20 protein-coding genes and 1 tRNA gene are annotated in these 19,379 nt (G+C 56.8%); 6 read left to right on the top strand and 15 right to left on the bottom strand.

Annotation, left to right across the window (positions count from 1 at the left end):
- Window positions 1–14: 14 nt before the first annotated feature.
- The gene (gene modA, locus QFX05_RS04605) at window positions 15–815 is read right to left on the bottom strand and encodes a molybdate ABC transporter substrate-binding protein (RefSeq protein WP_279741322.1); all 801 of its coding nucleotides are present in this window, start codon (window positions 813–815) and stop codon (window positions 15–17) included.
- A gap of 228 nt (window positions 816–1,043) precedes the next feature.
- Between modA and moaA the strand changes: the two genes are divergently transcribed.
- The 5 genes from moaA (at window position 1,044) to QFX05_RS04630 (ending at window position 5,993) form a co-directional block, all read left to right on the top strand.
- Entirely contained in the window at window positions 1,044–2,255 is a 1,212-nt protein-coding gene (gene moaA, locus QFX05_RS04610; protein ID WP_279741324.1) for a GTP 3',8-cyclase MoaA, read from the top strand.
- A 103-nt stretch (window positions 2,256–2,358) separates the two neighbouring features.
- The gene (locus QFX05_RS04615; protein ID WP_279741326.1) at window positions 2,359–2,625 is read left to right on the top strand and encodes a MoaD/ThiS family protein; all 267 of its coding nucleotides are present in this window, start codon (window positions 2,359–2,361) and stop codon (window positions 2,623–2,625) included.
- Window positions 2,625–3,323 carry a molybdenum cofactor guanylyltransferase gene (mobA, locus tag QFX05_RS04620; RefSeq protein WP_279741327.1) on the top strand — a complete coding sequence of 233 codons (699 nt, stop codon included), beginning with the start codon at window positions 2,625–2,627 and terminating at the stop codon, window positions 3,321–3,323. Before QFX05_RS04615 ends, mobA begins: the two co-directional genes overlap by 1 nt.
- A 141-nt stretch (window positions 3,324–3,464) precedes the next feature.
- The gene (locus tag QFX05_RS04625) at window positions 3,465–4,778 is read left to right on the top strand and encodes a molybdopterin molybdotransferase MoeA (protein WP_279741328.1); all 1,314 of its coding nucleotides are present in this window, start codon (window positions 3,465–3,467) and stop codon (window positions 4,776–4,778) included.
- A 138-nt stretch (window positions 4,779–4,916) separates the two neighbouring features.
- On the top strand, window positions 4,917–5,993 hold the full coding sequence (locus QFX05_RS04630; RefSeq protein WP_279741329.1) for a LacI family DNA-binding transcriptional regulator: 1,077 nt from the start codon (window positions 4,917–4,919) through the stop codon (window positions 5,991–5,993).
- 92 nt (window positions 5,994–6,085) lie between these two features.
- Here the strand turns inward: QFX05_RS04630 and QFX05_RS04635 are convergent, their stop codons facing one another.
- The 14 genes from QFX05_RS04635 to QFX05_RS04700 form a co-directional block, all read right to left on the bottom strand.
- The gene (locus tag QFX05_RS04635; protein WP_279741331.1) at window positions 6,086–6,403 is read right to left on the bottom strand and encodes a GNAT family N-acetyltransferase; all 318 of its coding nucleotides are present in this window, start codon (window positions 6,401–6,403) and stop codon (window positions 6,086–6,088) included.
- An 11-nt stretch (window positions 6,404–6,414) separates the two neighbouring features.
- Entirely contained in the window at window positions 6,415–6,597 is a 183-nt protein-coding gene (locus QFX05_RS04640; RefSeq protein WP_279741333.1) for a hypothetical protein, read from the bottom strand.
- Window positions 6,598–6,621: 24 nt separating this feature from the next.
- Window positions 6,622–6,753: a hypothetical protein gene (locus QFX05_RS04645; RefSeq protein ID WP_279741335.1), complete on the bottom strand. Its 132-nt coding sequence runs from the start codon at window positions 6,751–6,753 to the stop codon at window positions 6,622–6,624.
- 277 nt (window positions 6,754–7,030) lie between these two features.
- Window positions 7,031–9,004: a glucose PTS transporter subunit IIA gene (locus tag QFX05_RS04650; RefSeq protein WP_279741337.1), complete on the bottom strand. Its 1,974-nt coding sequence runs from the start codon at window positions 9,002–9,004 to the stop codon at window positions 7,031–7,033.
- Window positions 9,005–9,246: 242 nt separating this feature from the next.
- Entirely contained in the window at window positions 9,247–10,788 is a 1,542-nt protein-coding gene (locus tag QFX05_RS04655; RefSeq protein WP_279741339.1) for a glycoside hydrolase family 32 protein, read from the bottom strand.
- Between the two features lie 329 nt (window positions 10,789–11,117).
- Window positions 11,118–11,492, bottom strand: coding sequence for a 50S ribosomal protein L7/L12 (rplL, locus tag QFX05_RS04660; protein ID WP_005504884.1), 375 nt, complete (start codon window positions 11,490–11,492; stop codon window positions 11,118–11,120).
- A gap of 156 nt (window positions 11,493–11,648) precedes the next feature.
- Complete coding sequence (gene rplJ, locus QFX05_RS04665; RefSeq protein ID WP_279741341.1) at window positions 11,649–12,179, bottom strand: 50S ribosomal protein L10; 531 nt, start codon at window positions 12,177–12,179, stop codon at window positions 11,649–11,651.
- Window positions 12,180–12,567: 388 nt separating this feature from the next.
- Complete coding sequence (locus tag QFX05_RS04670; RefSeq protein ID WP_279741342.1) at window positions 12,568–13,695, bottom strand: ABC transporter ATP-binding protein; 1,128 nt, start codon at window positions 13,693–13,695, stop codon at window positions 12,568–12,570.
- Between the two features lie 101 nt (window positions 13,696–13,796).
- Window positions 13,797–14,786: a TDT family transporter gene (locus QFX05_RS04675; RefSeq protein ID WP_279741344.1), complete on the bottom strand. Its 990-nt coding sequence runs from the start codon at window positions 14,784–14,786 to the stop codon at window positions 13,797–13,799.
- 217 nt (window positions 14,787–15,003) lie between these two features.
- The gene (rplA, locus tag QFX05_RS04680; protein ID WP_279741346.1) at window positions 15,004–15,699 is read right to left on the bottom strand and encodes a 50S ribosomal protein L1; all 696 of its coding nucleotides are present in this window, start codon (window positions 15,697–15,699) and stop codon (window positions 15,004–15,006) included.
- A gap of 137 nt (window positions 15,700–15,836) precedes the next feature.
- Window positions 15,837–16,265, bottom strand: coding sequence for a 50S ribosomal protein L11 (gene rplK, locus QFX05_RS04685; RefSeq protein ID WP_005504870.1), 429 nt, complete (start codon window positions 16,263–16,265; stop codon window positions 15,837–15,839).
- Between the two features lie 267 nt (window positions 16,266–16,532).
- Complete coding sequence (nusG, locus tag QFX05_RS04690) at window positions 16,533–17,279, bottom strand: transcription termination/antitermination protein NusG (protein ID WP_279741349.1); 747 nt, start codon at window positions 17,277–17,279, stop codon at window positions 16,533–16,535.
- A gap of 104 nt (window positions 17,280–17,383) precedes the next feature.
- Window positions 17,384–17,662: a preprotein translocase subunit SecE gene (gene secE / locus QFX05_RS04695; protein ID WP_279741351.1), complete on the bottom strand. Its 279-nt coding sequence runs from the start codon at window positions 17,660–17,662 to the stop codon at window positions 17,384–17,386.
- Between the two features lie 77 nt (window positions 17,663–17,739).
- Window positions 17,740–17,812, bottom strand: a tRNA-Trp gene (locus QFX05_RS04700).
- Window positions 17,813–18,164: 352 nt separating this feature from the next.
- Here QFX05_RS04700 and QFX05_RS04705 point away from each other — a divergent pair.
- Complete coding sequence (locus QFX05_RS04705) at window positions 18,165–19,367, top strand: pyridoxal phosphate-dependent aminotransferase (protein ID WP_279741352.1); 1,203 nt, start codon at window positions 18,165–18,167, stop codon at window positions 19,365–19,367.
- Window positions 19,368–19,379: the final 12 nt, after the last annotated feature.

Consider the following 19,379-nt stretch of genomic DNA (forward strand, 5'->3'; position numbering starts at 1 on the left):
CCTACTGAGTTGAATTACTTTGCGGTGCTGAAGCCGTACTCGGTGAGAATCTTCTTCGCCTCGTCGGAATTCTTCAACCATTCGTTGAACTTCTTCGCGGTCTCGGAGGAGGAGCCGGTCTTGCTCAGCGCTGCGGGGTATTCGTTGCGTTCCACGTCGGTTAGTTCGACCGAGCCGAGGTTGGCGCCCTTCTTCTTGGCTGCGGCGAGGTCAGTGGTGTAGATGAAGCCCGCATCGGCGTTGCCGGTGGTGACCTTGGTTGCTACGTCGGTGACCTTACTTTCGGTGGTTGCGTTCTTGAGGGTAATGTCGTGCTTCTTCAGTTCCTGGTGGGCGATGGTGCCGCAGGGAACATCTTCTTTGCAGATGGCGACGACACCTTCGGTGGTCTTGAGGTCTTCGAGGCTGTTGATTTTGCCGGGGTTACCTTCGGCGGTGACGAGCACGAGCTTATTGGTGACCAGAACGTTGGTTTCGGAATTGGAGAACTGGTCGAGCTTCTTTGCCTTGTCCATGTTCTTGGTGTCTGCGGTAATGAGCAGGTCGGGGGTTGCACCCTGCTCGATCTGGTTGACGAGCTTTGCGGAGCCTTCGTAGACGAAGGTGATGTCTACGCCGGGGTTGGCGGCTTCGTACGCCTTTTCGAGGTCTGCACCGGCGTTGTTCAGGGAGGCTGCGGCAAAGACCTCAATCTTGCCGGAGGTAGTCTGGCTGGTCGTTGCAGATGCGGAGGAGGAGCCCTGGGTGGCGCCGCATCCGGTGAGGGCGAGGGTTGCAGCAGCGAGCGCACTGAGAGCTGCGAGGGGGGTCTTCATGAAATTTGTTTCCTTAGTGGTTCGTACTCTTGCGGTGGTGAGGTGTTTCCCCGTCCGGGCTCTGTGCGAGGTTTTGCGTACGTCCCTAGCTTGTACGTGTTGTTTTCCTCGTGATGGTCTGCGGTGGCGCAGTTGTAACTTACCCTGCACACACTATGTACCGGGCGCCGGAACATGGAATAATCATATTGTCACCTGAAATATGCAAATTTTCCACATAGGTTTTACATGGCGTACACGGCAAATTCGGCCTCTTCTGAGCTCATTGCGGGCCCAATGTTAAGCACCTTATCTTCTGCGGAGGATAATGGGGCTGCTTTTGTGACGCCCAAAAAATCTGAGAGTGGCGTCAAGGTACAGCGTAAGCTCCCGAATATTACGAATAGCGGTCCGCTCTTGGACCGTTGGGGTCGTGTGGCGACTGATCTTCGTATCTCTCTGACCGATAAATGTAATCTTCGTTGCATTTATTGCATGCCGGCGGATGGTTTACAGTGGCTCCCGAAGGAGAATCTGCTCTCCGCCGAGGAGATTGCGCGCCTTGCCGACATTGCGATTACTGAGCTGGGCGTTGAGGAGATCCGCTTTACCGGTGGCGAGCCGCTGGTGCGCGCCGATTTAGTGGATATTATTTCCCGCATCCATCAGGCGCATCCGGATGTTCCGCTTGCTATTACGACGAACGGTATTGGTTTGGAGAAGCGTGCCTCCGCGCTGGCGGAGGCTGGTCTGACTCGTATCAATGTTTCTCTGGATACGATTTGCCGTGAGACCTTTGCCGAGCTGACCCGCCGAGATAAGCTCGACGCCGTGCTCAAGGGTATTGACGGTGCAGCGGAGGCTGGCCTGTGGCCCATCAAGATTAATGCTGTGCTGATGCCGGGTCTGAATGATGACCAGGCTCCGGAGCTTCTGCGCTGGGCGTTGGCGGGCGGCTATCAGCTGCGTTTCATTGAGCAGATGCCGTTGGACGCTGATAACCGTTGGACCCGTGAGGGCACGATTACTGCCGCTGAAATTCGCGAGAAACTCTCGGCTGAGTACGTTCTGGGTTCGGTGGCGGAGGCGCGTGGCGACTCCCCCGCCCAGCTGTGGGAGGTATACCCGCTCGGTACTGCCCTGGATGAGGCTGGCTTCCCGGCTGACGATACCGAGTCGCTGGGGCGTGTGGGTATTATTGCCTCGGTGACGGAGTCGTTCTGCAATGCGTGCACACGCACCCGCCTAACGGCGGACGGTAAGATTCGCTCCTGTTTGTTCTCCGACACCGAGACCGATTTGATGCAGCTTCTGCGTTCTGGTGCCAACGATAAGCAGCTAGCTCTGCGTTGGCGTGAGGGCATGTGGTTTAAGCCGCGCGCCCACGGTAAAGAAGACGCTGACTTCGATATTGAGGAGTTCGCTAAGGCGAGCCGCTCGATGAGCGCTATTGGTGGCTAGAAAAACCGCTGATTCATCAGCCGAAGGTGCCGGATAAGGCTTTTTACCGGCATCTTGCACCCGTGATTTTCGGCTGTTCCCTGACTTAGGATTGAGGAGCATTATGCAGGTTCATTTTTTTGCTGCCGCACGTTCAGCGGCGGGTATCGCGCAGCTGTCGGTGCCCCTGGCGCAGCTGTCGTCTGCGACTCTTGGTGCGCTGATTGAGTATCTGGGTCAGAGTTTGGAGGGTACGACCCCTTCGGGTCTGACTCTTGCGCAGGTGATGGAGCAGTGCTCGTTCCTGGTCAATGGTGCCCGTTCGGATACTCAGGCGCCCCTACAGGATGCCGATCGTGTGGACGTTCTGCCTCCCTTTGCGGGTGGATAATGCGGGCGGATAAGATGCCCGGTTCTGTACTTCCCGCTGAGGGCGATTTTTCATGCGCCGCAGTCGTTGTCGCCGGAGGCGCTTCTCGCCGCCTGAACCACGTGCCGAAGGCGTCCTTGTCTGATGGTACGAGCACTCTGCTGGATTGTGCTCTGAAGGCGGTGGCCGCCGCATCCCCACGCGTGGTGGTGGGCCCTGAGAGCTTGCCATTGCCGTCTGGGGTGTTACGTACTCGTGAGGATCCGCCGTTTTCCGGGCCTGCCGCGGCGATTCATGCCGGTTTGGAGTGTATTGCGGCCGATTGTGAGCGCTCGCAGATTCCTGTGCCCGACTGGTGTCTGATTTTGGGTGTGGATACTCCGCGTATTGCCCCGGCGGTTCAGCAACTAATCACTGCGGCGCAGAGTGTCGAGCAGGCTTATGCAGAACAGTCAGCTCTCTCCCTCACTGATTCTGAAACATCGGCAGGTTTCTGGGGGGTTTCTGAGGGTATCTATCAGCCGCTGGTTGGTATTTACCGTTTTGGGGCGATTCGCTCGGTGTTTTCGGCCGGCACCACCGACGCTTCTGTTCGTTCTTTTTTGCGTCGTCTGAACCCTACTGCGGTTCAGATGTCTGCCGCTGATACCGCCGATGTTGATACGTGGGAGCAGGCGCAGGCGCTGGGTTATACGACGTCGCTCTGGTCAAGCTATTAGCAGCTGAGATACCGCAGTGTGATATTAGGGTCTGACTACGAGTACCCTAGGTGATAAGTCTTGGCTTTAGATGCCGTGTACATGTAGCGTTTTTGAGCTCGCGCGCTGTTGCGCGTCCCGCACACACTTTTACGAGGTACGATGTCTCACCATATTCCTTCTGTTTCGTGGCAGCAGGCCCGCCAGATTTTGCATGAGCAGGGCCTGGAGATTGCTCACCATGTGAAGACGGAGTCTTTACCGCTGCTGGTGACGATTGGCCACTATTTGGCGGATGATGTTTATTCGATGATGCCGGTGCCCCACTACAGCTCTTCGGCGATGGACGGTTACGCTGTGGCGGGTACGCCTCCGTGGCGTCTGGTGACCCCGGCGTATCCGGAGGATTCTCGCGCAAATATTCACCGTCTGACAGTTCCTATTGCACCGGGGGAAGCCACCCCGATTCTGACGGGTGGGTTGATTCCTGAGGGTACTGAGGCAATTGTGCGCGAGGAGCATTCGCGCCTGTATGAGGGTGCGGAGGCTTCGTCTCGCCCTGGTGTAGCTGCTCATTTGGAGACTCAGTCCAGTATTCATTACCTGGATATGGCGGAGGGTTTTGAGACTCCGGCTCCTGGTACTGATATTCGCCATGCTGGTGTTGAGTTGGAACGTGGCGAGTTGTTGGCGCGCCATGGTGACCGTATTTCTGCGCGTATGGCGGCGTTTTTGGGCATGAATGGTTTTGATGAGTTGCCGGTGTACTCCCCGATTCCGGTGCGTTGTGCGTTTACGGGTAACGAGGTTATTACCTTTGGTGTGCCTGCGCCGGGGCAGGTGCGTGATGCTTTTGGCGGCTTTATGGAGCATGCGATTATTTCTGCAGGCTGTGAGGCACGCCCTTCAACTCGTTTGGCGGATGTTGAGTCTGAGTTCCGCACGTTCTTAGCTACATCTACAGCTCGTGTGCTGGTGTTTACAGGCGGGTCGAGCACCTCGGGTGTTGATTTGGTGCGTAAGGTGCTCAACGATATGGGTGCGACGTACCTGTTTGAGTCGGTGGATGTGCGTCCGGGTCATCCTGCTTTGGCCGCGCGCTTGCAGGTTCCGGAGACGGGCCCAAATTCTGGTCGTGAGCGTTTTGTGTTGGGTCTGCCGGGTAATCCTTTGGCAGCATACACGGCTTTGTATTCGTATTTGCCACCGCTTTTGGCTGGTATGAGGGACATGTCCCTACCGGAGCTGGATTCGGCTGTTTTGGGTGAGCCGGTTGATACTTTGCGTAAGCCAGCGGGGGTTCGTCTGTTACCGGTGTTGGTGCGTGATGGTGTGTCGTATCCTCTACCGAAGTCAGCGTCGCATATGTTGTCGTCGTTGGCAGCAGCTACTCATTGTGCGGTGTTAGATGATTCTTCGGTCTGCGGTTCTGCCCATGAGGTGGGGGCTCGAGTGCCGATTATTCCGGTACTGTAGACCGGGGTTGCCAACCGGTGGAGTGGAAGGCACAGTAGAAAAGCGCTTTTTCATGCTTTCTGGGCTCAGGTAGATTCTGTGGAGAGGGTATAGTAGAGAGAGATATGTCAATCGTTTAGCACACCGAAGGGAGCCCCTGTGGCTAAGCCCAAACTCAGCGATGTTGCAGCCCGCGCAGGGGTCTCTCCCACCACTGTATCCCGCGTCCTCAATAACCGCGGCTACCTCAGCGAAAGCACCCGCGCCAAAGTCCACAACGCAATGCGGGAACTCGGCTACCGGCCCAACGCTATCGCCCGCAGCCTGCAGGGTCAGCGCTCACAGACGGTCGGCCTCATCTTCCCGACGGTCGCAAACCCCTTCTACGGGGAGATGGTGTACCGTCTCGAGAGCTACCTGGCCGAAGCAGGCTACCGGGTCATTCTCTGCAATAGCGATGACCACCCCGAACAAGAGAAGCGCTACCTGGAGATGCTCTTCTCCAACCAGGTAGACGGCATTATCAGCGGCGCCCATTCCGATGCGCTAGTGAACATTCCCCACGCCCAAGCTCCCCTGGTGACCGTAGACCGCCTTGAAAGCGGCTTCTACCCGAACATCCGCTCCGACAACTACGGAGGCGCTCGCGCCGCCACGGAGCATCTGATCGCCACAGGCGCGCAGAGTATTGTGCACGTGACTTCGACCCTGGGTGAACACAATGAGCGTCAGCGCGGCTACCGTGAGGCAATGCTTGAGACTAATCTAATGCCGGAGTTCGTGGAGCTGGGCTTCCGCCCCCCACTGGGCATCAAGCGTGAGGTGCTCTACCGCTACCTGGATGAGCGTGCGGAGAGCCCCGAGTCAGTGGAGGCGGTCTTCGCCTCGAACGATAATTACGCCGCTCTCACCCTGGGCTGGGCGCGTGCGCGCGGAATCCGCGTTCCCGAGGATTTCCAAGTGATTGGCTACGACGGCACTCAGAGCATTCAGCTGCTCATGCCGGAGCTTGCGACCGTGGTTCAGCCGATTGATGGTATAGCGAAGCGTACCGCACAGCGTCTGTTGGAGCTCATTGAGCTACAGCAGAGAGAATGTACTGAGGCAGACACTCCCCCAATCAGCCAGCCTGAAGATATACTTCCCGTTGAGCTCTACCTGGGAGCAACGGTGCGCTCTATCCCGAATCTGGATCAGATTCAGCCTGATATGTCTGCCCCTGATGAGCTCCAATAAGAAGCTCCTCTATCCTTTAAAGATAAAAATCCGCCCCACCGTGCGAGTGCTCACAGTGGGGCGGATTTTTTATATACATTTATTGGTTTGTGTTAGCGCCCGGAAGTTTTAGAAGTTACACTGAACAATCTCGGTCGAGCGGTGCCGGGGTGGACCATGTCGACGGCGTGTGCGTCAGAGAAGATACCGTATAGCGGCCCAAGAGAGTGGAATCCGTAGCACTCGTAGAGGCGTGCACTGTCATAGGTTGACGTCTCGAGGTAGGCGGGGTAGTCGCCGATGCGTTCAGTACCGTAATCAAGGAGCTGGGAGTCGATACCACTGCCTCGGTACTCTTCAAGAACACCGATGTTGAAGAGGTACCAGCGCTTGTGTGCGGGGCGGTACTTGAGCAGATGCAGCTCCATCATAATGGATCACATCAGGGTTTACAGCCGAGAGCCTTGTAGTAGGTACCAATCTGCTTGAGCTCGTTAGCATAAGAACCTTCGTGGGATTCGGGGGTGCCCCAGAGGCAGACACCCACAATCTTGCCGCTAGAGCCATCAGTAGCAATGTCGATACGTCCGCAGCCTTGAAAGTTACCGTAGATCTGCAGAGTCATGATAGCGCGGAGCTTGACAAGTTCCTATCGATGGCTACCGCCTGCAATGACTGCCATCATGTCGGAATCTCCATCAAATGCGGCAATCAGCACCTCGAGCGCATTTGCATATTCATCAGGCTCGGCGGTGCCGACAGTATAGGAAGCTGAGGTCATATTCACTCTTGACAAAAGCTTGAAAATATACATAAATATTAGCTGGATTATTCACTCCTGGCTAATGAATCATACGTTATCAATACATTTTTTATGGTCATCCATTAAATGTGTGTTAACTTAAGCTTATATTGCACTATTATGCATAATTTTTGCGCATATTTATTCATAGATATTTTCACACTTTTATAGGAAAAAATGTACACCCCACACCAGCTCTAGGAAGAGCGGTACAGGGTGTACATCACGTTGAGGTTATACTCATTAAGAGTGCAGACTATGCATTAGCCTTTGCCTTCAGCGCAACCTTCAGAAGCGAATCTACGCTGGTCACCGATGCGCCCGAAGCCTGAATATCCTCAACCGAAGCAGCCGCCTTCTTGGCATTGGTAATCACCATGGGGGTTGCCAGCGGGTAGCCAGCAGCCTTGATAGCGGGAATATCGAACTCAGCGATGATGTCGCCACGCTTGACGGTGTCACCCTTAGCAACCTTGGGCTCAAAGTGCTTGCCGTCGAGCTCAACGGTGTCCATGCCGATGTGCATCAGCAGGTCCAAACCATCCTCGGTGCGCAGGCCGTATGCGTGGCCGGTGGGGAATGCAACGGTGATCTTGCCGTCAGCCGGTGCGTAGAGCTTACCTTCGGTGGGCTCCACTGCGGTGCCCGCACCCAGTGCACCGGAGGAGAAAGTAGGATCCTTAACGTCAGCCAGCAGAACCACTGAACCGACCATGTGGGAACCGATTTCGACGCTCTCGCCAACCTCAGATGCTACAGCGGCGGCGGGAGCCGCGGCAGCAACAGCGGGTGCCTCAGCTTCCTCAGTGTTGCCAGCCTCGACCCTCTTGCCCCAGATGAAGGAGGCAACGAAGGCGATAACGGTGGTCAGGATGAGGCAGCCGAAGAAGCCAGCCCAGCCCGCGCCGGTAGTGGGGCTAATGGAGGGGAAGCCGATGTAACCAGCGGCTCCCAGAGCAATTGCTTTCACATTCAGGATAGAAGCAACCATTGCACCGATACCTGCGGAAACAATAGCAATGTAGAAGGGCCAGCGCAGAGCCAGGTTCACACCGAACATTGCGGGCTCGGTAATACCTAGGAATGCCGAGGGTGCAGATGCCGAAGCAATGCCCTTAATCTTCTTGTTCTTGGTGGTCAGCGCAACACCGGCTGCCGCAGCACCCTGAGCCACGTTAGACATCGACGCGACGACAAAGATGAAGGAACCTCCGGTTGCCCACAGGCTCATCTCGATGGGCGGGAATGCCTGGTGCATACCGGTCATCACGATGAATGCGTAGAAGGTACCAAAGAGCAGACCGCCGAGCGGGCCAGCAACGGTGTAGAGCCAGTTAATGCCCTCACCTAGCCAGGTGCCCAGCTGGAACATCGGGGGGCCGACCAGCAGGAAGGTCAGGAAGCCGGTAATAAGGATGGTCAGAGTGGGGGTGAAGATAAAGTCGATGGTGCCCTTGAGGACCTTGTGGAAGAACTTCTCGATGTGGGACAGGATGAATGCAACCAGCATGATGGGCAGCACGGTACCCTGGTAACCCGCCTGCTGAACCTGCAGACCGAAAAGGTTCCAGTACTTCATCGGGTCGGTGCCTTCAGCACCCGCCAGAGATGCTGCGACGTTGTAGCCGTTCATCAGGGCCGGGGAAACCATTGCGGCACCCATGGTCAGACCGAGGTAGGGGTTACCACCGAAGACCTTGGTGGCGGAGAAGCCGACCAGCACGGGCAGGAAAGCGAAGGGAGCTGCGGAGAGCAGGTTGATGATGTCTGCAAAGTCAGCCCACTCGGGATGCATTGCAATGAAGCTCTCGGGACCAAAGATACCCTTAGAAGTCAGCACGCTGTTGATTGCCATCAGCATACCGCCACCGACCAGCACCGGGATGAGCGGCACGAAGATGTCAGCGATGGTCTTGATGAAGCGGGAAACGATATTACCCTGCTTGGAGGCGATTTCCTTGAGATCATCCTTAGATGCTTCGGGTGCGCCAGCGGCGATGAGGTGCTTGTGTACCTCGTTGACGTCACCGGGGCCGACGATGATCTGAAACTGACCAGCATTGAGGAAGCTGCCCTTGAGATCCTCGTCGTTGTCGATTGCTGCCTGGTCTACCTTGTCCTGATTCTTCAGTACGAGGCGAAGGCGGGTTGCGCAGTGTGCAGCTGCAACGATGTTGCCGGCACCACCGACGTCCTTCAGCACGCGCTGTGCCACTGACTTGTGGTCCACGCTCGCTCTCCTTTGTTTGGGGCACCACCGTATGATGCTTTGTGAATGGGGTGGGGTGACATGTCTGCATGTGCATGTCATGTATATGTCATACGTTTGACATATCAGATGTAAAACATGGTATCACGGGAAAGTTCTTAAATGCGAGGGCTCACTCTCCATGTGGAGGAGTGAGCCCTCAGACATATTCAGAAATTACCGGAAACTACCTGCATAGGTGACTCCCAACGCCCAGAAAACAGCTAGAGGCGGCCATACTCCAGGGACAGCACCTCGCCACCGGTCAGGCGAACGCGGCGCTTATCGCCCCTGAAGAAGGTGCGAGCGGCCATAACCTCAGCACCCATGGAGGCAACCAGCTTACCGCCCACGTACAGTTCAGTAGATGAACCGTCCACGAGCAGGTCAAACTCACGAATCTTCGAACGCTTCAGGGTTCGACGGCGCAGGCTACCACCCTCGGTGTAGCGGGTACCGCCACGGTCCATCTGCACAAAGTCCTTATCCAGAACGATGCTCAGAGCCACACCGTGGGTGTCCTTGATCTTCAACTTCACGCGCTCATCAGAGATATTCACGCGGCCGCGCAGACGGAAGGTCAGGGCATTCTTCAGCTCGACGAGCTTACCCTTCTCTTCCTCACGGTACAGCGGGGTCATCTTCATCGCGTCGTTCAGTTGCGGAACCGGGCGCTGGAAAATCTTGCCGTTGCGCAGGTGCAGCTCACGCGGGTAAGTAAACATGTGCACCCAGCGGTGGGTCCACGAGGGCAGGTCGTCCTGATCAGCATTGCCCAGCCAAGCAATCATCACAGGGGCATCGCCACTGGCAGTATGCGGTGCCTTCGGGTCGGAGGTCAGACCGGTGCCGGAGATGGTCTGCGGGGCGTAGAACTCGAAACCTGCATCCAGCTCGGTGAAGGAGGTCTCCACGGTGAACTTGAGAGTCTCGTTATCCAGCGAGCCGACAATGTAGCCGCTCTGGAAAATGTTGTTGTACTTCTCGCCGAGCGTCTGCATGCCCTGCGGGCTGAAAATCAGCACGTCACGAATTTCGCCGGTCAGCTCATCACGCATGCTCAACAGGGAGGGGCACTCATACATATAGGTGCCCTCGAGACTCTTATCCTTGATACCCAGCTCACCGCGGAAGGTCCACTCGCGGCGGTCGGCGGAGGTGTACACGACCACGGCACCGGTCAGATCCTCACGCTGAGCACCAATGACCATCCACCACTCACCGTTGCGTTCAAAGACGTGCGGGTCACGGTAGTGCGCGGTGTAGCCCTTCTCAGGACCGGAAATCAGCGGGGGTAGCTGACGAGTCGGCTTCGCGTCCTCACCCGCAGTTGCCAGGACCTGGTAGGTTTCACGGTTGCCCTTCTCATCCTTCACATTACCGGTATAGAAGAACTCAAAACCGCCGGGAACTTTAATGCCGGAGCCGGAGTAGCAGCCGTGCGAGTCGTAGCGGCTATCGGGAACCAGTGCGGTCCCTTCATCGGTCCAGTGAGTCAAGTCCTCACTCACGGCGTGACGCCAGTAAACCATACGCTCCGGATGCAGGGGCGAGTACTGGTAGAAGGCGTGGTAGCGCTTACCGTCAAAGACCAGACCGTTCGGGTCGTTCAGACGGCCCACCGGAGGTGCCAGGTGCAGTGTCGGGTAGTCGCGGTCTTCACGAACACCGGCACCGAAAGCATCCAGAACCTGCTGTGCTTCAGCCGCCAGATCGCGGTCAGGTCGCTGAGTTACGCTCTTCTTCTTTTTCTTCTGCTCGCTCATGTCTATCCGTTTTTGTGCATAGGAAATGTCTGGGTTATCTCATCCCATCATACGGCACCACTCCCCCGTTACCGGGCTCTAGGAGAGAGGCACCACAGTGCTCTCAGCCTCTCTCATCCGAGGCCCAAGGCGGTCACAGCGGCTTTCACCAGGTCATCACCGACAGCAGGCGCAAAAGTTCCCGTATGCTACAGGAGAAAAGAACGGATACGGCAAGGCCCCAGACCTGCCCAAGTCTTCATGCCGGGGCGGGTTTGGGGCCATTAAATGCCGCGGGGCGGCGCATCCAGAAGATGCACCGCCCCGCGTAAGAATCGAGAAGAAGTCGATTACTTGAGGGTGATGGTTGCGCCAGCAGCCTCGAGCTGCTCCTTAGCCTTCTCAGCGTCTTCCTTGGAAACGCCCTCGAGCAGAGCCTTGGGAGCGCTGTCAACCAGGTCCTTTGCTTCCTTCAGGCCGAGGGAGGTCAGGGCACGAACTTCCTTGATCACTGCGATCTTCTTGTCGCCAGCGGACTCCAGGATAACGTCGAACTCGGACTTCTCTTCAGCAGCCTCGCCTGCTGCGCCGCCTGCTACAACAGCAACGGGAGCTGCTGCGGTGACGTCGAACTCTTCCTCGAATGCCTTAACGAACTCGGAAACCTCAACCAGGGACAGTTCCTTGAATGCTGCAATGAGTTCTTCGATGGACAGCTTAGCCATTGTTTGGCTCCTTCACTATCTGGTGCGGGCTGACGCCCGCGGTGTAAATCTTCAGTACCTACCCCGAAAGGGTCGGTCAAATTTAGGGTGCGTTACACGCTGTTCGCGTTTACGCTGCTGAGTATCTCAGCGCTGGTGCAGTGGCACGCAAGGGGCTTATGCCTCTTCCGAAGCCTCCTCGGCAGCAGCGGGAGCTGCGCCTTCCTGCTCCTCCAGCTTGACGCGCAGTGCGTCCACAACCTGTGCGATGCGTGCGATGGTAGCCTTTGCACCACCTGCAACCTTGGACAGCAGAACCTCGCGGGATTCCAGGTCAGCGTAGCGCTTGACGTCGTCCTCGGTCAGAGCGGCACCTTCGTAGTAACCGTTCTTCACGATCAGCTGGGGGTTAGCCTTGGCAAAGTCACGCAGGCCCTTAGCAGCATCAATCAGGTCGCCCTTGATGAATGCCAATGCGGAGGGACCCTGGAGGTGGCCTTCGAATACGTCGATGCCAGCTTCCTTAGCTGCGATAGCAGCCAGCGTGTTCTTCACCACGGCGTATTCGGTCTCTGCACCGAGTGCGCGGCGCAGCTCCTTGAGCTGTGCAACAGTGAGACCGCGGTATTCGGTCAGGATGACTGCGTTCGAAGCTTCGAAGAGTTCCTTCAGCTCGGATACTGCAGCGATCTTTTCCTGAGTCGCCATGGTAGTTCCTTCTTCCGATTCTTGTAAGGTCGCCGGTAGAGCCTCGAAGCATTTATTGCAAGCAATAAAAAATGCCCCGACGCGTAGGCGTACGAGGCGCGGTAGACGGCACCCTAAATGAGGGCAACGGCTATTCACTTCGAGTTACCTACGCGGGCGGCGATTTCTAGTGAAATCTGCTCTTATCAGAACCCTGTTCTTTGCCTCCACCGAGGTGGCGATAAAGGACATAGTTCTAGACCGGCGGTCTTTGGTTTACTCATCATCTCAGGTCAAAGCCTGAATCGCAAGTTAAAAACGTGATTAAGCGGGGTTAATCACTTAAATCTCTTCTGTAAGCTGGTTAACCCGCTCTTTCTCCTCAGCTAAAAGCCAGCAAAGATGCATTCTAGAGGTAAAAACGCTTTCCTTCCGAGAACAAGAAGCAACGCTCAGCAGCCACACCCAGGTGCACTTGCTCCCCAACACTTAGGGAGGAGCCGCCCTGCGCATCTGGGATAAAGAACTCAAGCTCCTGACCGGCACGCACTCGTGTATACATTCGGGCACTCAGCTCAGAATCCGCCGAAGCCCGCCGAGATTCCAGAGGTAGGGAAACCGTCTCCAGCAGACGCGCACAGTACAGCATTCCACCCACCAGATGACGGCTGCCAAGCACCTGCACCGGCAGGGCATGAGCAGCATCTGCCGCCACAGGGTACAAAGCGGTTGCACGAATCGCAAGCTCACACCCGATAGGAAGAGACTCCGAATCCTCAAGAGCCAAAAGGTTCAGGGCCGGCGCCGCCATAAGCTTCGCCACCTGCAGAGTATGCGGATGCGCCAGCAGCCGCTCCGGAGTATCCACCTGCACCAGGTAGCCGGCGTCCATAACCGCCACCCGCTGTCCCAGCATGAGCGCCTCATTCTGATCATGGGTCACGTACAGACCCGTAAAACCGTAGCGCTGATGCAGACGCACAATATCCGCGCGGATACTCGCGCTCATCTGTTCATCTACACTCGCCAGCGGCTCATCAAAAAGAACTACCGGAGCACGACGAATCAAAGCACGCGCAATACCCACACGCTGAACCTGACCACCCGACAACTGAGAAGGCTTACGAGACTCCAACCCCTCAAGCTTCAACGCCTCCAGCAGCTCACGGTAGTAGTCCATATCAACCCCACCTGAAAACGCACCCAGCCGGGTCGGGAAGAGAATATTGTCCTTAACGCTCAAGTGCGGGTACAGAATAGGGCGCTGAAAAACCACACCCACCGAGCCGCGCTCCAGAGGCTGACCAGCATAGGTCACCCGACCCGCGCTCGGATCCTCCAAACCGGCAATAATGCGCAGCAGAGTGGACTTACCCGTACCCGAAGAACCAACCAGAGAAATCAGCTCACCGGGATGCACATCCAGGTCGATCTCATTCAGAACCGCCGTATCGGGGCCAAAGGTCTTAGCGACGCCTCGAATACGCAGGCCTTCAAAAGGCTCCGCCACGGCAGATGAGTAGGATGCAGAAGTCATTCCCCCATTATCGCCGAAACTCGCACCCGGTACGGGCGCAGAAGATAAGCGCCGTCATAAAAAGGTGCGTGAACCTCACACCGGAGTCTCATGCGAGCACCCTAGCTCGGGCGCACCAGCAGACGACCCTGCGACGTCACATACGCCACACCGCCCCACAGGAAGACCAAGAAACCGGTACCAATCACCATCAGCACAATACCCAGCGGGTTCACCACGTTCGCGGCGCTTAAATGCACGCCGGTAGAAACCATTGCACCCATACCGAAGGAGAAACCCCACAGGCTCATGGAGAAGCCGCCCTCCATAATCCAGGGCAGCAGGCGCATCAGGAAAATCAGCTGCAAAATGCCGTAACCGGTCATGATGAGGAAGAACCAGTCCACCATGCCACCATTAGCCGCAAGATACGCGTTACCTCCTACAAACGGCGGAGCCAACTGCACACCCATCAGACCGCGCTCACCAACATTCATCGGAGCCAGGTTACGCAGACGATTCAAGATCGCAGACTCAACGCTGAACCACGAGATCAGGCCCGCGCCGAAGAAAAACATCGCCGCGTCCTTCCAACCCATCATGCCCATCGCGGTTGCCGTCGCAAAGTTCGTCGCAACTGTCGGCAGGTAGAGTACCGGAGTGGTCGCCTCCGCCACATGGGTACCGCGCCACATACCCGCTATACGGTGGGAGGCAAAGTACAGCTGCCCCAGAGCACCAAGAATCGCCAGAGCATAACCCAGGTAGGACAGGTACGGGAAGACCGTTGCGCCCATCTGCGCGGTCGTCGCCGGAATCAGCGAAAAGAAGCAGCACCGGACCGGATGCGCCCACTGCTCCCGCAACCACTGGCGGAAATTCAACAGCGCAACAACCATGGCGGCAATCAGAATCAGCCACACCACAGCGGTGAAGGCAAGAATCGCCTCACCCACCCAGGCGGGAGTCATACCCGCGGAGGCGGCAGCACGCCATGCCGCACCCAGGGCGCCGGTACCCAGTGCCATCGCAAAGTAGTTGACCGGAATCGGGAAGGGACGAGCGGTAGCCTGCGCCGAGGGAGTAGAAGAAGCCGGTAAAGGCTGAGTCATGAATAAATCCTTGAGGTCTGTTTTAGCCCGCCCATCAGGCGAGCTGAACTAGGCTGATAAGAACGAGGTGAGTGCACTGTTTACTTTAACGGGCTCGTCGCAGATATATTCCAGAACATACGAGCAGAGCGGCAGAGAGCAGGCATAAAAAATCGCCCCCGACGCCTAAACGTCGAGGGCGACTACTAGCTCATGCTAGAAGCTGCAGGTACATATCTTATGCAGCAACGGCAGCCGGATCAACCGGGATGCCGGGGCCGAAGGTGGTAGCAACGGTTGCCTTGGAGATGTAACGACCCTTAGCCGAAGAGGGCTTCAGGCGGTTAACCTCTTCCAGAGCTGCCTGGAAGTTCTCCTCCAGCTGCTCAGCGGTGAAGGAAGCCTTACCGATAATGAAGTGCAGGTTGGAGTTACGGTCAACGCGGAAGTCAATCTTACCGCCCTTGATGTCTGCAACAGCCTTTGCAACATCCATGGTCACGGTACCGGTCTTGGGGTTCGGCATCAGGTTACGGGGACCCAGGATCTTACCCAGGCGGCCGACCTTACCCATCATGTCCGGGGTTGCAACCGCTGCGTCGAAGTCGGTCCAGCCGCCAGCGATCTTTGCAATCAGCTCGTCGGAACCAACGAAGTCAGCGCCAGCTGCCTCAGCCTCAGCAGCCTTGGGGCCTGCTGCGATAACGACCACACGAGCGGTCTTACCGGTGCCGTTGGGCAGGTTCACGGTGCCGCGAACCATCTGATCTGCCTTACGGGGGTCAACGGACAGACGCATTGCAACCTCAACGGTTGCGTCGGTCTTGGTGGAAGAGGTTTCCTTCGCCAGGGCGACTGCCTCAGCGGGGGTGTAGAGCTTACCCTCTTCAATCTTGGCTACAGCTGCCTGGTACGCCTTGCTGCGCTTTGCCATCTGCTTTTCTCCTTATGCAGTTGTGGTCTCGTGAGCCGCGCTCGGCTCTGCCACATCCCGTCCATACGACGGGCATTTACAAGTTCTGTGTAGAAAAATCTACGGTGCCGATTACTCGGCTATTCGGCGAACCGAAATTACTCGACGGTGATACCCATGGAACGAGCGGTACCTGCGATGATCTTGGAAGCAGCATCCAGGTCGTTTGCGTTCAGGTCGGGCATCTTGGTCTCAGCGATCTCGCGCACCTGAGCTTCGGTCAGCGAACCAACCTTGGTGGTGTGAGGAACAGCGGAGCCCTTAGCAACGCCAGCAGCCTTCTTGATCAGCTGGGAAGCCGGAGGAGTCTTGGTGATGAAGGTAAAGGAGCGATCCTCGTAGACGGTAATCTCAACGGGGATGATGTTACCGCGCTGTGACTCAGTTGCAGCGTTGTATGCCTTGCAGAACTCCATGATGTTTACACCGTGCGAGCCCAGTGCGGGGCCGACGGGGGGAGCCGGGTTAGCGGCGCCTGCCTGGATCTGCAGCTTGATGAGGCCAGTGACCTTCTTCTTGGGAGCCAATGTAGGGTCCTTTTCTTAGCTGGGAACCGACGCACAGGAGCGTACGCCGGCAAGACGGTGACCGTGGCGCGGTCACCCGTGCATCCACATGAAAGCGTGACATGCGCATACACAAACCAACATTCTAGCGTTAATCAACGACTTAATCCAGCGCCAGCTGGTAGAAAGACTAAACCCCGTCTGCACAGCTAATACCGCCTATGAAGCCGACACAAAATATGAGCCCCGCACCAACAGTGCGAGGCTCATATTCACACGCTAGAAGCGTTAAATCTTTTCGATCTCGGTGAAGCTCAAGGTCACCGGGGTGTCGCGACCGAAGACGGAAATCATCACGACAATCTGCTGGGACTCGCCCTTAATCTCCGAAACGGTAGCGTCCATACCCTCGAAAGCACCGGACTTCACGCGGACGTTCTCGCCCACAGTGTAGTCAGACTCGATAACGGGCTTGGAAACGGGAAGGCCCTGACTCTGCTGCTGCTCTTCGAAGACCGGCAGGAGCATGTCGAAAACTTCGTCCATGCGCAGCGGGACCGGGTTGTATGCATCCTGACCCACGAAGCCAGTGACACCGGGGGTGTGGCGGACAACGCCCCAGGAGTGGTCCGTCAGTTCCATACGCACCAGAACGTAACCGGGAACGCGTACTCGGCGGATGGTCTTCTTCACGGTGTTCTTGAACTCAACCACGGTCTCCATGGGAACCTGAACCTCGAAGATCTCATCTTCAGCCTCCAGGTTCTGGATACGGGTCTCGATACCGGTCTTCACCTTGTTCTCGTAACCGGAGTAGGTGTGCACCACATACCAGTCGCCCATCTGACGGCGCAGCTTAGACTTAAATTCTTCCAGAGCGTCGACTTCCTCAGCCGCCTCAGTAGCTGCTTCAGCTACCTCGACAGCCTCGGTAGCTTCCTCAGCCTGCTGCTCAATAGTCTCAGACTCCTCAGTAGCCTCAGCAGCGGCTACCTCGACCTCTTCAATCTCGGATACCAGTTCCTGCTCGGACACGTCGCTCCTACTTTCTATCGTTAATCATCTAGAGGGGACTCCCACTCGCCAATGGACTGAGGGAAATCACTGATGGGGCACCCCAGATAAGGATGCAACCGGTACTAGTTACGCTGAATCGTTCCGTTACCAAAAATCCAGAATGCTCCCTGGCCGAAAAGATAATCCAGACCAGAAATGAGCAAGAGCATCACCACGACGAAGAACAGAACAGCAAAGAAGTAGCCAACCAGTTCGCGTCCGGTAGGAGTAGTAACCTTCTTCAACTCCGCAATAACTTCACGGAGGAATGCAAAAATACGGCCGAAGAAACCAAGCTTCTTATCGCTCTTCAACGATGCGCCGGACTTAACAGCCTTCTCGGCGGTAGCAGACGATGCCATTTCTTCTGCCCCTTTCTGAGTCTAAAAAAGTACGCCCGGGGAACGGGCGTACGAAGATGTTATTGAGGCAATAAAAGCAGGGCGGACAGGACTCGAACCTGCAACCTGCGGTTTTGGAGACCGCTGCTCTACCAATTGAGCCACCACCCTTCGAAGCGTTAACTTCAGGTGTGAGAGTTGCTTCTCACTTGCTGCTCCTCCATTGCCTCCTAGGCCACGGCTTTAGAGGGGCAAACAATTACACCCTTGCGGGTGCAGAACTAACTGTAAACCATCTTTCGGGGCCGATGCAACTTTAGAGTGTAATATTTTTCGAAAAACCTCTTGAGATACATTCACGAAGGGTTCCGCATCACCACTGGTGACCCTTATCCTATTACAAGGAACGCCGCCCACACCCGCGCCTATCACGCGCAGATTGGTCCTACACGCGCATTCCCATCACCTATTTCCTTGTCGACTTCACGCCGGCAGCGCACACGAAGAAAGAGAAGAGAGCCCTATGGCGCGTATTTCAAGCCGCATCGGTGCCATCGCACCCTCCGCCACCCTTGCCGTCGATGCAAAGGCAAAAGCACTCAAGGCTCAGGGACGCCCCGTCATTGGTTTCGGTGCAGGCGAACCGGACTTCCCCACCCCCGCGCACATTGTGGATGCCGCATGCGAAGCGCTCAACGACCCTAAGAACTTCCGCTACTCCCCCGCATCCGGTCTTCCCGAACTGAAGAAGGCAATTGCCGAAAAGACCCTGCGCGACTCCGGTGTGGAGATTGACCCCTCCCAGGTCGTCATCACCAACGGCGGCAAGCAGGCCGTCTACCAGGCATTCGCAACCGTCATCGACGAAGGTGACGACGTCCTACTGCCCGCGCCCTACTGGACCACCTACCCCGAATGCATCCGCCTGGCAGGCGGTAACCCCATCGAGGTATTCGCCGGTAGCGACCAGCACTATAAGGTCACCGTCGAACAGCTCGAAGCCGCCTACACCCCCGTCACCAAAGCACTCATCTTCGTCTCCCCCTCCAACCCGACCGGCGCCGTCTACACCGAAGAGGAAACCCGCGCCATCGGCGAATGGGCACTGTCCAAGGGGATTTTCGTGCTGACCGATGAGATTTACGAGCATCTTACCTATGACGGTGTTGAGGCAGTCTCCATCCTGAAGGCAGTACCCGAGCTCGCTAACCTGTGCGTCATTCTCAACGGCGTGGCAAAGACCTACGCCATGACCGGTTGGCGTGTGGGCTGGATGATTGGCCCGCGCGACGTCATCGCTGCAGCCTCCAACCTGCAGTCCCACATGACCTCCAACGTCAACAACATCGCCCAGCGCGCAGCCCTTGCCGCGCTGACCGGCCCGCAGGACGACGTAGAAATTATGCACGCCGCCTTCGACCGCCGCCGCCGCACCATCGTAGATGGCCTGAACGCTATTGAAGGCGTGCACTGCCCCGTACCCACCGGCGCGTTCTACGCCTACCCGGATGTACGCGAACTGCTCGGCAAGGAAATTGAAGGCGTACGCCCGCAGACCACCGCAGAACTGGCTGAGCTCATCCTCGAAAAGGCTGAGGTCGCTGTGGTTCCCGGTGAGGCATTCGGCCCCAGCGGCTACCTGCGCCTCTCCTACGCGCTGAGCGACGAGGACCTGACGGAGGGTCTGGACCGCCTGCAGAAGTTCCTCGGTCAGGCACGCGACTAGTTCCGTCCCCCT

Source organism: Rothia similimucilaginosa (assembly GCF_029850875.1).
Lineage (GTDB): Bacteria > Actinomycetota > Actinomycetes > Actinomycetales > Micrococcaceae > Rothia.

What these genes read in the sequence shown, in the direction of transcription:
- modA (WP_279741322.1), bottom strand. Translation starts at nt 815, where the DNA reads ATGAAGACCCCCCTCGCAGCTCTCAGTGCGCTCGCTGCTGCAACCCTC.
- moaA (WP_279741324.1), top strand. Translation starts at nt 1,044, where the DNA reads ATGGCGTACACGGCAAATTCGGCCTCTTCTGAGCTCATTGCGGGCCCA.
- QFX05_RS04615 (WP_279741326.1), top strand. Translation starts at nt 2,359, where the DNA reads ATGCAGGTTCATTTTTTTGCTGCCGCACGTTCAGCGGCGGGTATCGCG.
- mobA (WP_279741327.1), top strand. Translation starts at nt 2,625, where the DNA reads ATGCGGGCGGATAAGATGCCCGGTTCTGTACTTCCCGCTGAGGGCGAT.
- QFX05_RS04625 (WP_279741328.1), top strand. Translation starts at nt 3,465, where the DNA reads ATGTCTCACCATATTCCTTCTGTTTCGTGGCAGCAGGCCCGCCAGATT.
- QFX05_RS04635 (WP_279741331.1), bottom strand. Translation starts at nt 6,403, where the DNA reads ATGATGGAGCTGCATCTGCTCAAGTACCGCCCCGCACACAAGCGCTGG.
- QFX05_RS04640 (WP_279741333.1), bottom strand. Translation starts at nt 6,597, where the DNA reads ATGACTCTGCAGATCTACGGTAACTTTCAAGGCTGCGGACGTATCGAC.
- QFX05_RS04645 (WP_279741335.1), bottom strand. Translation starts at nt 6,753, where the DNA reads ATGACCTCAGCTTCCTATACTGTCGGCACCGCCGAGCCTGATGAATAT.
- QFX05_RS04655 (WP_279741339.1), bottom strand. Translation starts at nt 10,788, where the DNA reads ATGAGCGAGCAGAAGAAAAAGAAGAAGAGCGTAACTCAGCGACCTGAC.
- rplL (WP_005504884.1), bottom strand. Translation starts at nt 11,492, where the DNA reads ATGGCTAAGCTGTCCATCGAAGAACTCATTGCAGCATTCAAGGAACTG.
- rplJ (WP_279741341.1), bottom strand. Translation starts at nt 12,179, where the DNA reads ATGGCGACTCAGGAAAAGATCGCTGCAGTATCCGAGCTGAAGGAACTC.
- QFX05_RS04670 (WP_279741342.1), bottom strand. Translation starts at nt 13,695, where the DNA reads ATGACTTCTGCATCCTACTCATCTGCCGTGGCGGAGCCTTTTGAAGGC.
- QFX05_RS04675 (WP_279741344.1), bottom strand. Translation starts at nt 14,786, where the DNA reads ATGACTCAGCCTTTACCGGCTTCTTCTACTCCCTCGGCGCAGGCTACC.
- rplA (WP_279741346.1), bottom strand. Translation starts at nt 15,699, where the DNA reads ATGGCAAAGCGCAGCAAGGCGTACCAGGCAGCTGTAGCCAAGATTGAA.
- secE (WP_279741351.1), bottom strand. Translation starts at nt 17,662, where the DNA reads ATGGCATCGTCTGCTACCGCCGAGAAGGCTGTTAAGTCCGGCGCATCG.
- QFX05_RS04705 (WP_279741352.1), top strand. Translation starts at nt 18,165, where the DNA reads ATGGCGCGTATTTCAAGCCGCATCGGTGCCATCGCACCCTCCGCCACC.